The following is a 13378-nucleotide window of genomic DNA, read 5'->3' as shown; positions in this document are numbered from 1 at the left end:
GGAGGGGTTGAGATCTTGAAGAAGAACGGGATAAGCAAGCTTTTCTTTGCCATACTGATTGTACTGTCAACGGTTCTGCCAAATGCAGCCGCTGCAAATGCCGAAGGGACAATATCGGTGATGGAAGCGATTAATAATAACAGTGGAACGGCAACGGTGAAGGGATATATCGTCGGTACAGCTAAAAGCGGTACAAGCTATCAACAAACATCGCCTTTTACTGAAAGTACGAACATAGGCATTGCGGATAGTCCGGATGAAACGGATGTCAAGAAAATCATGCCTGTTCAGCTTCCAGCCGGAAATATCCGAACGGCCTTGAATTTGGTCGAACATCCGGAATTACTTAAAGCGCAGGTGACGATTACGGGGAAGCTCGAAAAGTACTTTTCAGTACCCGGCCTGAAATCCGCAACGGATTTCACGATCATCACCGATGGGGGAACAACACCTGAACAGCCTGATGTGAAGGTTCTGGACTCCATTGCCGAGGCGCGCACGAATACCGAAGATGTCGTGCAGGTCGATGGGGTGGTCACGACGGGACTTGGTTATTGGGGAGGAAAAGGTTTTTATATCCAAGATGAAACGGCAGGGCTATATGTTTATGGTTCTTCGTGGCCTGCGGAAGTAAAGCAAGGGGATAAGGTTAGATTAATCGGACAAGTATCCGCTTATAATAAGGAATTACAAATCCAACCAACCTCCCTTGAAGTCGTATCTTCTGATAATGAACTTCCTGTAATCCAAAAGATTGATGCCTCAGGGGTCAACGAGGATACACAAGGTGAGCTGGTCACCATCGATAAGGCGACCATTACAGAATTGGCGGCATCGGGCACCTACGGAACATTCGAATTCAAAGCGGAAGATACTGAAGGGAAATCCGTCATCGTTCGCCATGATAACCGGACCGGTTCGAGCTATGAAGATTTCGTGAAAAGCTTTAAAGCAGGGGATGTCATTTCCGTTACCGGAATCGGATCGAGGTTCAATGACACCTACCAGTTGAAGCCGCGTGGTATTGAAGATTATGAACTGGTGAACAAACCGGCCGTTTACACGGATATTTTCCCTGGTACGGTTAGTGAAAATACAAAGGTATCACTTGAATCTGGTTGGGAAGGAGCGAAAATCCATTATACGCTGGATGGATCTGCACCAACGTCTTCAAGTGCTGTGTACACAGAACCTATCATTTTAACGAAAGATACGGTCATCAAGGCAATCGCTGTCAACGACAAGACATCGGAAGTTTTCACATTTGCCTATACCGTTAACAAAACCACTGAAGTGAAGATTCGTGACATTCAGGGGATGAATCATTTTTCATCTTATGAAACTCAACTCGTCTCAGGTGTGGAAGGTGTCGTCACTTATGTAAAAGATGCGAATAACTTTTACATGCAAGATCCCAACCCGGATAAGGACTTAACGACTTCCGAGGGAATCCTTGTGTACAACAAAGCACATGGCCTAAAAGCGGGAGATCATATCAAAGTCGCAGGTAAAGTCGCCGAATGGTATATCGAAGGATACGCTGAAATGAAAACGACAGATCTGCCAACGACTGAATTGACGAATACGACGATTGAAAAGCTTGGCACTGCATCGATTCCAGAACCGATCGTCATCGGAAAAGATGTCATTCCGCCGTCTGGGAACATCGATGATGATAGGTTGACAGATTTTAATCCAGGTGAAGACGGCATTGATTTCTACGAAAGTCTGGAAGGAATGCTTGTGCAGGTATATAACCCGAAAGTGGTTGCTCCTCAAGACTATGGTGAATTGGTCGTGATTCCAGGGAATATGGAAACGACGACTGCAGTCGGCGGGGTCAAAATAACGGAAACGGATTTCAATCCTGAAAGAATTACCCTGGATATAAATGATGAATCATTTGCAGCGAAAACGGGTGATTTCTTTGAAAGCTCGGTTACCGGTGTAATTAGCTATGGATATAGCAACTATAAGGTAGTGACGGATAAAGCTCAGCTGCCGGCGTTAAAGGATGGCGGTACGGCTCGGGAAGTGACATCTTTAGAGAAGGATGCTGATAAGCTATCGATCGCTTCCTATAATATAGAAAATTTCTCCACTCAAACCGCTAATTCGAAAGTTGAAACGATTGCAACATCCATCATTACCAATCTTAAACAACCCGATATCATCGGGGTAACGGAAATGCAGGATAACGATGGAGAAACAGATAGCGGGACAACGGATTCTGCTCAAAGCGCCAAGAAGTTAACCGACAAAATAAAAGAGCTGGGCGGACCGCAATATCAATACATCGATATCGCTCCAGAAGATAAACTTGATGGCGGTGCACCTGGCGGGAATATCCGTGTAGGCTTTTTATATAATGTCGACCGTGTCAAATTGACTGAAGGAACGAAAGGGACGGCAACACAGTCCGTGGCTTTCAAAGATGGAAAACTTACCTTGAACCCTGGACGAATCGAGCCTGCCGATCCCGCCTTCAAATCAAGCAGGAAGCCTTTAGCGGCTCAATTCGAATTTAAAGGCGAAAGCGTAGTGGTGGTGGCCAATCATTTCAATTCGAAGGGCGGCGATCAGCCGTTATTTGGAAAAAACCAGCCACCGGTCCTTTCAAGTGAAACGCAAAGGCTTCAAATTGCCTCGATCGTCAATCGGTTTGTCAGTGATATCAAGTCACAGGATGCCAAAGCGAATATCGTCTTGCTTGGAGACTTTAATGACTTTGAATTTTCGGCTCCGCTTAAAACATTGAAGGGCAAAGATTTAACAAATATGATCGAGAAAGTCCCTTTTGAAAAACGTTATTCTTACACATATCAAGGGAATTCACAAGTACTGGACCATATCCTGGTATCGAATAATATGGCCGCGGCCACAAAAGTCGATATTGTCCATATTAATTCATCCTTCATGGAAGTTCACGGAAGGGCTAGCGATCATGACCCTGTACTGATTTCAACCACTTTATCTGAATCAGGCGGAGTTGAAACCCCTGCTCCAGAAAAAACGTATAATCTGACAAACGTTAAAACAAAAAAACTTACGATTGCTTCACCTAGTGCTTTGATCGATCTTGACGAAACATCCAGCATCGAAGAAGGTATCTGGTTAAAAGGTTCATATGCTGTACTCAAAGGCCATGGGCTGAAGAATGCTGCTGTGACGATAAAACCGGATAAGGATGGCGCAATCATTGATTTTAGCGGCATGGCGGTGAAGGAAGTCATCATTGATAATGCCAATGTAAAAGAAATCAGGGGCGCTGAAAATGTTCAGAAATGGTCGGTAACAGAAGGTGTCGACACATCGAATATCAAATTTGTCGATTCCAAGGGGGAAGCAATTGCTTCCCCTTTCGACCCTAAAGAAAATCATGCGCCCGTCTTAACGAAAACACTGGAAAACCTTGAAGTGAAAGCCGGTTCAAAGGTAACCATCGATTTAAGTGAGCACTTCTCAGATCCTGATGGGGATAAGCTGACCTTTTCATCCACTATCGGTACAGTCACTGGCCAGACATTAACGCTTCCTGCAAATGAAGCTGGAACATACCTTGTCGCAGTCAAGGCCGAGGACCAGCAATCGGAAGCGGTTGCCCGTTTCACGTTGACCGTATTGAATGATAAGCCGCTTGAAGCTTATTATGAAACGGCGGCAGGCAAAACGGGAACGGAATTGAAATCGGTTCTGCACTCGATAATCAAGGGCCATACGATGTTATCTTATGATCAAGTGTGGAATGCCCTTAAAGAAACGGATGAAGATCCGGTGAACAAACAGAATGTCATCTTGCTTTACTCTGGAAAATCGATCTCGGAGGACGCGAATGGGGGCAATACCGGACAATGGAACCGCGAACATGTTTGGGCAAAGTCCCACGGTGATTTTGGGACAAGCAAAGGTCCCGGGACAGACCTTCATCATCTCCGTCCCGCTGATGTGACAGTCAATGGAAAACGGGGCCACCTTGATTTCGACGAGGGGGGGCAAACATATAGTGGATGTGAATGTAAGTTTGATTCAGATTCATGGGAGCCGCCAGACCATGTTAAAGGCGATATAGCACGGATGCTATTTTACATGGCCGTCCGATATGAAGGAAACGGCGAGTTGGATCTTGAATTATCCGATACAGTCAATACGTATCCGAAGCCGCTTCATGGAAAACTATCGACACTTTTGAAATGGAATGAGCTCGATCCAGTCGACGATTTCGAGAGCCATCGCAATGATGTCATTCAGGGCTGGCAAAATAACCGCAATCCATTCATCGACCATCCAGAATGGGCATCCGAAATTTGGGGTGCCGCTGAATCCAAAGATGAAAAAAAGGCGAGTTAAATCGGAGATCGAAGGGAAAGCAGACTGATGGCTGCTTTCGGATAGTAGACAAACTTGATGAAAATCGAGTTTGTCTATTTTTATGGCTTATACAAGTTGAACGTTGATTTCCACTCCAGGCACTCGCTTTCCGCGGGCGGTCCGGGAAGCCTCCTCGGCGCCTTGCGCCTGCGGGGTCTCCCCTGGCCACGTTTCCCCGCAGGAGTCTCGTACCTTACGCTCCAATCAACTTTGTTTTACTTTTTAGAAAGAAATCAATTTGTCTCCAAACTCGATAAAACTTGATTTTTCCTACAGTATTTTTGAGTGTTATAGATTTGAAACGTTGATTTCCACTCCAGGCACTCGCTTTCCGCGGGCGGTCCGGGAAGCCTCCTCGGCGCCTTGCGCCTGCGGGGTCTCCCCTGGCCACGTTTCCCCGCAGGAGTCTCGTACCTTACGCTCCAATCAACTTTGTTTTACCTTTTAGAAAGAAACCAATTTGTCTACAAACTCGATAAAACTTGATTTTTCCTACAGTACTTTTGAGTGTTTATAGAATTGAAACGTTGATTTCCACTCTAGAAAATGGTTTTGCTTAACAAAAAAAGTCGTGACTATGCATATGCTCACGACTTTTTTGTATTAATGTTGAAGTATTTAACTGTAAGACATAGCTTTCTTGATGTAGTTGGAAAGTTGTTCATCTAACCTGAATCTTTCTTGTATTTCAGGATTTTCTATATAATAACGTTCAGCTGCTTTGGATATCTCGGGATTCCTGATGGTCAACTTGTCGAGTAATTCATTCCATTGTTTTGCCAATTGTTTAACGTTCAGGTTTTCAGGCGGTATGCCCTTTTCATATTCCCCACGTATCTTTGAGGTGATTTCAATCCATTCACTTACATGCTGCTTTCTTTTCTCTAATCCGACCTGTTTTAGTTGTTTGAACAGCTTTTCCTGTTGTTCTTGGGTAAAATAGTTATCTTTACTCAAATTAATCACCTCGATTAAATTTATAAATTGTTCTGCCTTTACTTCTTGTTGACTGTTAAGCAATTCATATATCCTTTCCAAACGACTGCACAATTGTTCTTGTATCTGGATGGTCTTTTTTACACTTTCTAGCTGCACTTTTATTAATTCGACAGGATTTAAATTTGGATTTTCCATCATTTCTTTAATCTCATCCAAAGCAAAACCTAACTGCTTAAGTGAAATAATTTGTTGCAGCTTAGTAATATCTATTTCAGTATAGATCCTATGTCCCTTATGAGATGATTGCGAAGGTGAAAATAGACCAATTTTGTCATAATGGTGGAGCATCCGTACCGTAAGTCCGGTTTGCTTAGCTAATTCCCCAACTTTCCAAGTTTTTTTATTCAGAATCAACCCCTCATTTCGTACGAATTTTTTTCTTTTTGCCGGCAACATTACTATACAACCTCACATAGTGTTAGGTTCAAGTACCTCATTAAAACTTTTTTGTTTTTTTGTTTGTCCGATTTGGACGTTAATTTCGGATCCAGCCACTGGCGGTCCGCTACCCACCCGGCTTATGCCTGCGGGGTCTTTCTAGACCCGCTTTTTCCGCGGGAGTCTCGAACACCCGCTCCGATCAGCTTTGTTATAAAATTCAGATGCAAACCAAGTGGCCACAAGGCTGCCTTTTTATGCTTTAAAAATTTAGTGGTTGAAAGTTAATTATCTTAAAATACTGAAAAATCAAATATCATTTCCGGGTTAAATAATAAAAAATTTTGGTAGGTATGTTATGTAATATATGTTAATATGGGATATGCAATGAAAGGGTTTTCATTGCAGAAATGATAAAAATATTTTAATATAGTAATAATGCCGCTTTTTGATCTTCATTTACTTTAAAAGACGGTTAAAAAATTTATTGCCAGAAATGGGGCATTACACGATGAAATACAGATCTGCATTCGATATAATCGGTCCCGTCATGATTGGACCTTCAAGTTCACATACAGCAGGAGCTGCCAGAATTGGCAGAGTAGCAAGGACATTATTCGGAAAGCAACCGAAGAAAGCGATTATTTCTTTATATGGTTCTTTTGCAAAAACATACAGGGGACACGGTACGGATGTTGCTGTCGTAGGCGGGATCTTGGATTTCGATACGGATGATGAACGAATCCCTGCCTCTTTAACGATAGCGGAAGAAGCCGGTATGGACGTTTCCTTTACAATCGAGGATACGGTGATGGATCATCCTAATACAGTCAAAATCAGATTGTTCGACGAGGATAAGGAATTGGAACTTGTCGGGATCTCGATTGGCGGCGGAACGATAGAAATAACGGAGCTGAATACATTCAAGCTCAAATTGTCAGGGGAAAACCCAGCCATTTTAGTCGTGCATAACGATGTGTTTGGAATCATATCTTCCGTTTCGACCGTATTGGCGAATCATGAAATTAACATTGGTCATATGGAAGTTTCACGAAAAGAAAAAGGTCAAATGGCCCTCATGGTGATTGAAGTCGATCAGAAAATCCAGAGCGATGTCATGAAGGAAATTGAAGGATTGGAAAACGTGTCGCAAGTCATAAGGATGGTTGAATGATCATCATTAAAAGTGCTGGCATAGATATGGAGGTAAAAACATGTTCCGAAATGTAGCAGAGTTGGTTGAACTTGCTGAAAGTAAAAATGTGAAAATCGCGGAAATCATGATTTTACAAGAAATGGAGTTCTCAGGCCTGTCGAGAGAACAGATCATCGAAAAGATGGACAGGAATTTGACAGTGATGGAACAAGCGGTGGAAAGAGGTCTGAAAGGTGTGCAATCCGTGACAGGCCTAACGGGCGGAGATGCCGTTCTTTTGCAAAATTATATCAAGTCGGGCAAGGCACTGGCAGGTAATTTATTATTGGATGCCGTCAGTAAAGCTGTTGCGACGAACGAAGTGAATGCAGCAATGGGAATGATCTGTGCCACTCCGACTGCAGGTTCTGCGGGAGTTGTGCCTGGTACATTATTTGCCGTGAAAGAAAAATTAAACCCGACCCGGGCAGAGATGATTGAATTTCTTTTCACTTCCGCTGCCTTCGGATTCGTGGTTGCAAACAACGCTTCCATTTCTGGAGCGGCTGGTGGCTGCCAAGCAGAAGTGGGCTCGGCAAGTGGAATGGCCGCGGCTGCGATAGTAGAACTGGCCGGCGGTACGCCAAGCCAAGCTGCAGAAGCGATGGCGATCACATTGAAAAATATGCTTGGACTGGTTTGTGATCCAGTGGCTGGATTGGTCGAAGTTCCTTGCGTGAAACGTAACGCAATGGGTGCCTCCAACGCAATAACGGCAGCTGATATGGCGCTTGCAGGCATTACGAGCCGCATTCCATGTGACGAAGTGATCGATGCCATGTATAAAATAGGATTGACCATGCCGGTTGCACTTCGCGAAACGGCAGAGGGCGGCCTGGCTGCGACTCCTACTGGGCGTAGATTGGCAAAGGAAATTTTCGGTTCATATAAATAAACATTCAATCCCATTAACAAGAGGTTTGTTAATGGGATTTTTATTTTGTCTTAAAAAGAAATGAGGCTATTTTTGTGAATGAAAAAAGGAAATTAGAGGAAGACCGAGGGATTTGGCGTTTTTGGACACGGAGATGGAATCAGTCGTTGAAAAAACTGAATTATCAGTGAATATGGAACCATAGCAACTTTGTGAGTTATCCCTTTCAATGATAAGATGAGTACGAAATTCACAATGGGAAGGATTGATTCTTCATTAATTTTCTCGAACTAACGTACACGTCGGCAATGGAAAAAGCGATGTTTCAGGCTCATGGAATCGGCTATGCACAATATGCTCAAAAACTGGAGCAACGCATGATGGTTGAACAGGAACGGGAACAGGATTATCTACAGGGCAGGCGTATATCGGAGGAGATGAGAGCCAATCTTTTTTTGGGGAGCTAATTTTGATCTGCGATATCGATAACATAAACGAAGACAAAAGGAGCAATCGAAAAGATTGCTCTTTTTGTCCGGCCATAAAGGGTATTTTTCCATTAAAAAGAAGGAAACAACACTTTTAAAGAGAATGTACGTTCATGAAGAGGAGGATGATCTTGTTGGAGAGAAGAGCATTGCTTGTATCCGCAATACCGGGATATGAAAAGGAAATTGGGCGGTGGCTATGGTGTTTAGAAGATGTTCGCCGTACACTTATATCGGAATTGTCTGGAATCAGCCAAAATATACTCGATTCGAAAATCGATGAAAGGCAAACGATTGGCTCGATGTTATATCACATCGCGCTGATAGAGGCAGATTGGTTATACGAAGAGGTCCTTGTTACTGAATGGGATTCGGAAATATCCGCTTTGTTTCCAGTAGGGTGCCGTGCTGAAGATGGCTCCCTAAATCATATTGAAGGACAAACATTGGACGAACATTTCTACCGACTCAATAAGGTGCGTGAGGCATTTCTTTCCAACTTTCGCACGATGGACCTGACGGATTGGCGTAAACCGAGGATACTTGAAAAATATGACGTCACACCTGAATGGGTCGTTTACCATTTGATTGAACATGAATCACATCATCGAGGTCAGATTTTCCAATTGCTGAAGAAATTACGGAATGAATGTGAAATTAAAGAAATGTGATGTTTTTATCCCTACTATCAACATGGTCTCACCCCGAACCATGATTTTAAAACAGGACTAGATTATCCTTAGTGTTTTTAACCGTTATCCACAGGAATGTTTAATAAATAAAGAACCCGAAGACAAACTTGCCTTTCTTTCATTCTGGAGCTGCCTTTATGGCAGCTTTTTGTATGTTGAGTTACGGGTGTTTGGATATTTATGGTGTATTACCCATAATGAGTAACGGTTTATGGTATATTGGTTAATGTCAATACGTCAACATGGTCCGGTGTGCTTAGATGTGTGCTTGCGTTGTTATTTAAATTAAAGAATAGATCCAAGCCTTCACGGATGAAAGCAGTGAGGTTTCCAATCTTTATAAGGTTTTAGCGGTCAGTGCTAAAAAAGACGGTGACGCCATCGTAAATTGAAATTATGAAAACAAGACTTGGTTATGGTTTATGGGATGAAACCAACTGAGATGTTTTTTAATAAAAAAACTGTAGGCAAACTCGCTTATATCTTCGAGTTCGTCTACAGTTTATATGTCTGGACTTTTATATCATTTAATCTATTTGGTGATTATGACCGAATTTCGACTTTAAGACGCTGCTTGCATACCCAATGAATCCTCCAACAATGGCAGGGACGATCCACCCAAGCCCAGCTTCATACATAGGAAGTATTGCAGTGAAGAAATCATTGATGAATGTAATGTGTACACCTGCTCCATTTAATCCATCAAATAGACTGACGATGAATGTTAAAAGTAAGCTGCCTTGATAAACTTCAGGTCTTCCCTTAAATAAGGAATGAAGAAATGTTAGGAAGATCAAAACAATGGCTAATGGATAAATGGCTGTCATAACCGGTACTGAAATGGCAATTAACTCAGTTAGTCCGATATTGGCAATGATTGCACTGAAAATGGATAAACTTATGGCAATCGTTTTGTAAGGCAGACTTGGAAATAGTTTATGGAAGTACGTCGAGCAAGAGGTAATGAGTCCTACGCTCGTCGTTATACAAGCTACGGTGATCATTAATCCCAATAATATTCCACCATATGATCCAAAGTAGTAATCCGAGACTTTCGCCAAGATAATGCCTCCATTATCCAAGCGTCCAAGTTCCCCAACGCTTGAAGCACCCATATAAGAGAGAGCTGTATAAATGGTAGCAAGGATAACGGCCGCAATGGCAGTCGCTTTTCCACAAACGATCATGATTTGTTTTTTTGTTTTGGCACCTTTTTCTTTGATGGCATTAATGATGATGATGCCAAAAACAAAAGATGCAAGAGTATCCATGGTTAAATATCCTTCTCTGAACCCATTGAAAAATGGTTGAACCATATAGTGCTCGGCAGGTGCTTCAAAATCTCCAATTGGATTAACGAAAGCGACTACCACCAGGATTCCAATGAACGTCAACTTGATGGGTGTCAAAACTTTCCCCACAATTTCGACAATTTTCGCAGGATTGAGCGAAAGAAGGCATGAAATTGTAAAAAAGATGATGGTGAAAATGAGTAAAGGCAATGGACCTGGATCTTCAGGCAAAAAAGGTTTTACACCGATCTCAAAAGAAACGTTTCCTGTTCTAGGCATGGCGAATAATGGACCAATGGCTAAATAAAGAACGGTTGTGAATACAATACCAAAGACTGGATGGACACGGCTCGCTAATGATTGTAAGTCATCTTTTCCAGAAAAACCGAGTGCCAGCACACCAAGTAAAGGTAATCCCACTCCTGTGACCAAAAACCCTGCATTAGCCGACCAGATATTCATACCTGCCGATTGACCAAGCATTGGCGGGAAAATTAAATTCCCTGCACCGAAGAAAAGGGCAAATAACATGAACCCAATCACTACTATAAATGAAGATGGAACCTTATTAGACAAAATAAACCCTCCAAAATTTGCTATTTTAGAAAATTATTAAATTTTCTAAAAATTATATAAACAGTAATACTAAGACCGTACAGTATTATAACTAAATTAAATTGATATTTCAATATATTTTTTGTTTTTTATTATTTACTTTGATGACCAGTGATCCGCCCTTATCTTATTTTGAACATCTAAAGGCTGCTCATACTCATGAAATTTGAAATATAAAGGAAATGAGGATGCGGAAAAAAACTGCTTTGCGTCGCGAACCAGTTAGAGCTCACGTGACGGTTTGGATGCGGTATTAATTGTGGAAAAATAAGGAGGTGTTTAGAATGGTTGAAAAAATACTGGGATTGTTCTTTGAAAAACGGAAACAAAGCAAAAAGGATGTTTTATTACTAATTTTCTTATTCGCACTTTCTATATTAAATATGGTTAAATATATCACGGATATGGACTTATCTTGGTTAGCTGGCATTGTATCTATTGCAATCATTGCTCTTGCGGCATCGATATACTTTGAAGGAAAAAGAAGCAGGGAAAATGATAGATAATACTTCGGTTTTTGTTTGTGCGGGCGTTAGGCTAATTGTATTGTTTAATCAATAAAATAAAATGACGTTAAAATACAATTATTCCTTTTAGTAGGGACTGATACTTCAATAAGGAAGCTGCTTGGGCAGCGCTTTAGTTTGTAGACAAAAGGGGTTTATCTATATCCAAAACAAAGTTGATTGGAGCGGGTGTGCGAGACTTCTGCGGGAAAAACGCGTCGAGGAGACTCCTGGACCGCCCGCGGAAAGCGAGTGCCTGAAGTGAAAATCGACATTCGAGGTTTTATAAATCCAAATAAAAACTGAGGAAAACTTAATTTTCAAAGGGTTTGTCTGCATTTGGGCTGCTTATGCAGCTCTTTTTTCATGGAGCGATACTCCTTAAATTATTAGAAATTGAATCGGAGCTCTAAGGTATCCTATCAACAGGGGTAAAAAAAATTACTTGTACTCAAAAGGGTTTGTATAGTCTTCTTCTGTCAATAATGGTTATGGAATCAGAACTACTGCGTTTTGTCTATAACTTACCGTTTTTTCGTGAAAGGAACTTAAGAAAATGCTCGAGAAGGGTAAAATTGGAAGCCGTCAACTGATGATATTGGTGATTCTATATACGCTTGGAGATTCTATTTTAGTCATTCCCTCCGTTGTCGCTTCCAAAGCTGAACAAGATGCTTGGATTTCGGGCATGATAAGCGTGGCAATAGCACCGTTATTGATTGTTTTGATATATGAGGCCTTAAGGAAATGCTATCCTGATTTAACATTAGTGGAATACAGCCAAAAAATTCTGGGGAAGTGGCTGGGAATGGCAATTTCTCTTCTGTTTATAAGCTACTTCTTTATAACTACAGCGACTTATCTGAGTGAAATTGGTGATTTTATGATAAGTCATATTATGCCTGATACTCCAATTCAAGTGATCATGATTCTTTTTATGAGTGTCGTCCTCTTGGCCGCGCGTCTTGGTTTGGAACCTTTGGCCCGAAGCGCGGAAATATTTTTCCCCTATGTTTTATTACTTATATCAACCTTGATAATTCTTCTGCTTCCCGAGATTAAATTTCAAAACCTGCAACCCGTATGGGAGGGGGGAGTGAAACAGGTTATAAGGGGTTCTATACCTTTTATTGTTTTTCCGTTTATTGAACCGGTTGCGATTCTAATGATCCTCCCGTTCGTAAGTCAAAAAGACAGAATAAGAAAAAGCCTTTTTGTCGGTCAATTGTTGGCTGGAAGCGTTTTGATCATTATAACCATGTTAGCCATTCTTGTACTTGGTTCCGAGTCAACAATAAGACAAAATTATCCAATTTATATGTTGGCAAAGAAAATAAATATCGCTGATTTCCTGACGCGGCTGGAAGCAATAATAGCCATAATATGGTTCATCACAATTTTTATTAGATTTAGTTTGTTTTTTTATGTGACCGTTTTAGGTACGGCACAAACGTTAAAATTGCAAGATTATCGCCCTCTGGTTTTTCCGTTTGGTATCCTCTTGATTGCCTTTACTCTGATGATGTCACCGAGTATTGTCCATTATAATAAATTCATTACAGAAATCTGGCCGTTTTATGCCATGACATTCGGGTTTCTGCTGCCATTGATATTACTAATAATCGCCAAAGTTCAGAAAAGTGCTCGACGTAACTAAGGCAGGTTCTATCTGTTAAGAAATCAGTGTAAAATTCCATTGGAAGCACAGGTGTCCTTTTTTACTTTTTCTCAGTTTATAGAACTCTTCGACCGTCGATTTCCACTCCAGGCACTTGCTTTCCGCGGGCGGTCCGGGAGCCTCCTCGGCGCTTTAGCGCCTGTGGGGTCTCCCCTCGACTCGCTATTCCCGCAGGAGTCTCGCACCTTTCGTTCCAATCAACTTTGTTTAAGGTTTGTTAATCTCGACCGTCGATTTCCACTCCAGGCACTCGCTTTCCGCGGGCGGTCCGGGAGCCTCCTCGGCGCTTTAGC

9 protein-coding genes are annotated in these 13378 nt (G+C 41.9%); 7 read left to right on the top strand and 2 right to left on the bottom strand.

Going from position 1 to position 13378, the window contains the following annotated elements:
* Nucleotides 1-15 precede the first annotated feature (15 nt).
* Complete coding sequence (locus tag J7I90_RS07930; RefSeq protein ID WP_214770306.1) at nucleotides 16-4347, top strand: endonuclease; 4332 nt, start codon at nucleotides 16-18, stop codon at nucleotides 4345-4347.
* A 639-nt stretch (nucleotides 4348-4986) separates the two neighbouring features.
* On the opposite strand, the gene J7I90_RS07925 is transcribed toward J7I90_RS07930, so the two are convergent.
* Nucleotides 4987-5763, bottom strand: a complete 777-nt coding sequence (locus tag J7I90_RS07925) for a MerR family transcriptional regulator (RefSeq protein ID WP_251025169.1) — start codon at nucleotides 5761-5763, stop codon at nucleotides 4987-4989.
* Nucleotides 5764-6256: 493 nt separating this feature from the next.
* On the opposite strand from J7I90_RS07925, the gene sdaAB reads away from it, so the two are divergent.
* From sdaAB to J7I90_RS07905, 4 genes are all read left to right on the top strand, one after another.
* Nucleotides 6257-6919, top strand: a complete 663-nt coding sequence (gene sdaAB, locus J7I90_RS07920; protein ID WP_054399153.1) for an L-serine ammonia-lyase, iron-sulfur-dependent subunit beta — start codon at nucleotides 6257-6259, stop codon at nucleotides 6917-6919.
* 40 nt (nucleotides 6920-6959) lie between these two features.
* Complete coding sequence (sdaAA, locus tag J7I90_RS07915) at nucleotides 6960-7835, top strand: L-serine ammonia-lyase, iron-sulfur-dependent, subunit alpha (RefSeq protein ID WP_096340651.1); 876 nt, start codon at nucleotides 6960-6962, stop codon at nucleotides 7833-7835.
* A 287-nt stretch (nucleotides 7836-8122) separates the two neighbouring features.
* Complete coding sequence (locus J7I90_RS07910; protein ID WP_164468812.1) at nucleotides 8123-8281, top strand: YuzK family famiily protein; 159 nt, start codon at nucleotides 8123-8125, stop codon at nucleotides 8279-8281.
* A 146-nt stretch (nucleotides 8282-8427) separates the two neighbouring features.
* Complete coding sequence (locus J7I90_RS07905) at nucleotides 8428-8973, top strand: DinB family protein (protein ID WP_396020416.1); 546 nt, start codon at nucleotides 8428-8430, stop codon at nucleotides 8971-8973.
* Between the two features lie 548 nt (nucleotides 8974-9521).
* On the opposite strand, the gene brnQ is transcribed toward J7I90_RS07905, so the two are convergent.
* Nucleotides 9522-10862: a branched-chain amino acid transport system II carrier protein gene (gene brnQ / locus J7I90_RS07900; protein ID WP_214770300.1), complete on the bottom strand. Its 1341-nt coding sequence runs from the start codon at nucleotides 10860-10862 to the stop codon at nucleotides 9522-9524.
* A gap of 323 nt (nucleotides 10863-11185) precedes the next feature.
* Between brnQ and J7I90_RS07895 the strand changes: the two genes are divergently transcribed.
* Nucleotides 11186-11407: a hypothetical protein gene (locus tag J7I90_RS07895; protein ID WP_214770297.1), complete on the top strand. Its 222-nt coding sequence runs from the start codon at nucleotides 11186-11188 to the stop codon at nucleotides 11405-11407.
* Between the two features lie 556 nt (nucleotides 11408-11963).
* The gene (locus J7I90_RS07890; RefSeq protein WP_285289416.1) at nucleotides 11964-13064 is read left to right on the top strand and encodes a GerAB/ArcD/ProY family transporter; all 1101 of its coding nucleotides are present in this window, start codon (nucleotides 11964-11966) and stop codon (nucleotides 13062-13064) included.
* Nucleotides 13065-13378: the final 314 nt, after the last annotated feature.

This window comes from Bacillus sp. ISL-57, from assembly GCF_018613135.1.
Classification (GTDB): domain Bacteria; phylum Bacillota; class Bacilli; order Bacillales; family DSM-1321; genus Peribacillus; species Peribacillus frigoritolerans.
The sequence above is the reverse complement of the archived record's forward strand: the minus strand, read 5'-3'. Positions and strand labels throughout refer to the sequence as shown.

Bases quoted from the DNA above. Each gene is read 5' to 3' on its own strand.
- J7I90_RS07925 (WP_251025169.1), bottom strand. From the start codon at position 5,763: ATGTTGCCGGCAAAAAGAAAAAAATTCGTACGAAATGAGGGGTTGATT.
- sdaAB (WP_054399153.1), top strand. From the start codon at position 6,257: ATGAAATACAGATCTGCATTCGATATAATCGGTCCCGTCATGATTGGA.
- sdaAA (WP_096340651.1), top strand. From the start codon at position 6,960: ATGTTCCGAAATGTAGCAGAGTTGGTTGAACTTGCTGAAAGTAAAAAT.
- J7I90_RS07910 (WP_164468812.1), top strand. From the start codon at position 8,123: ATGGAAAAAGCGATGTTTCAGGCTCATGGAATCGGCTATGCACAATAT.
- J7I90_RS07905 (WP_396020416.1), top strand. From the start codon at position 8,428: ATGATCTTGTTGGAGAGAAGAGCATTGCTTGTATCCGCAATACCGGGA.
- J7I90_RS07895 (WP_214770297.1), top strand. From the start codon at position 11,186: ATGGTTGAAAAAATACTGGGATTGTTCTTTGAAAAACGGAAACAAAGC.
- J7I90_RS07890 (WP_285289416.1), top strand. From the start codon at position 11,964: ATGCTCGAGAAGGGTAAAATTGGAAGCCGTCAACTGATGATATTGGTG.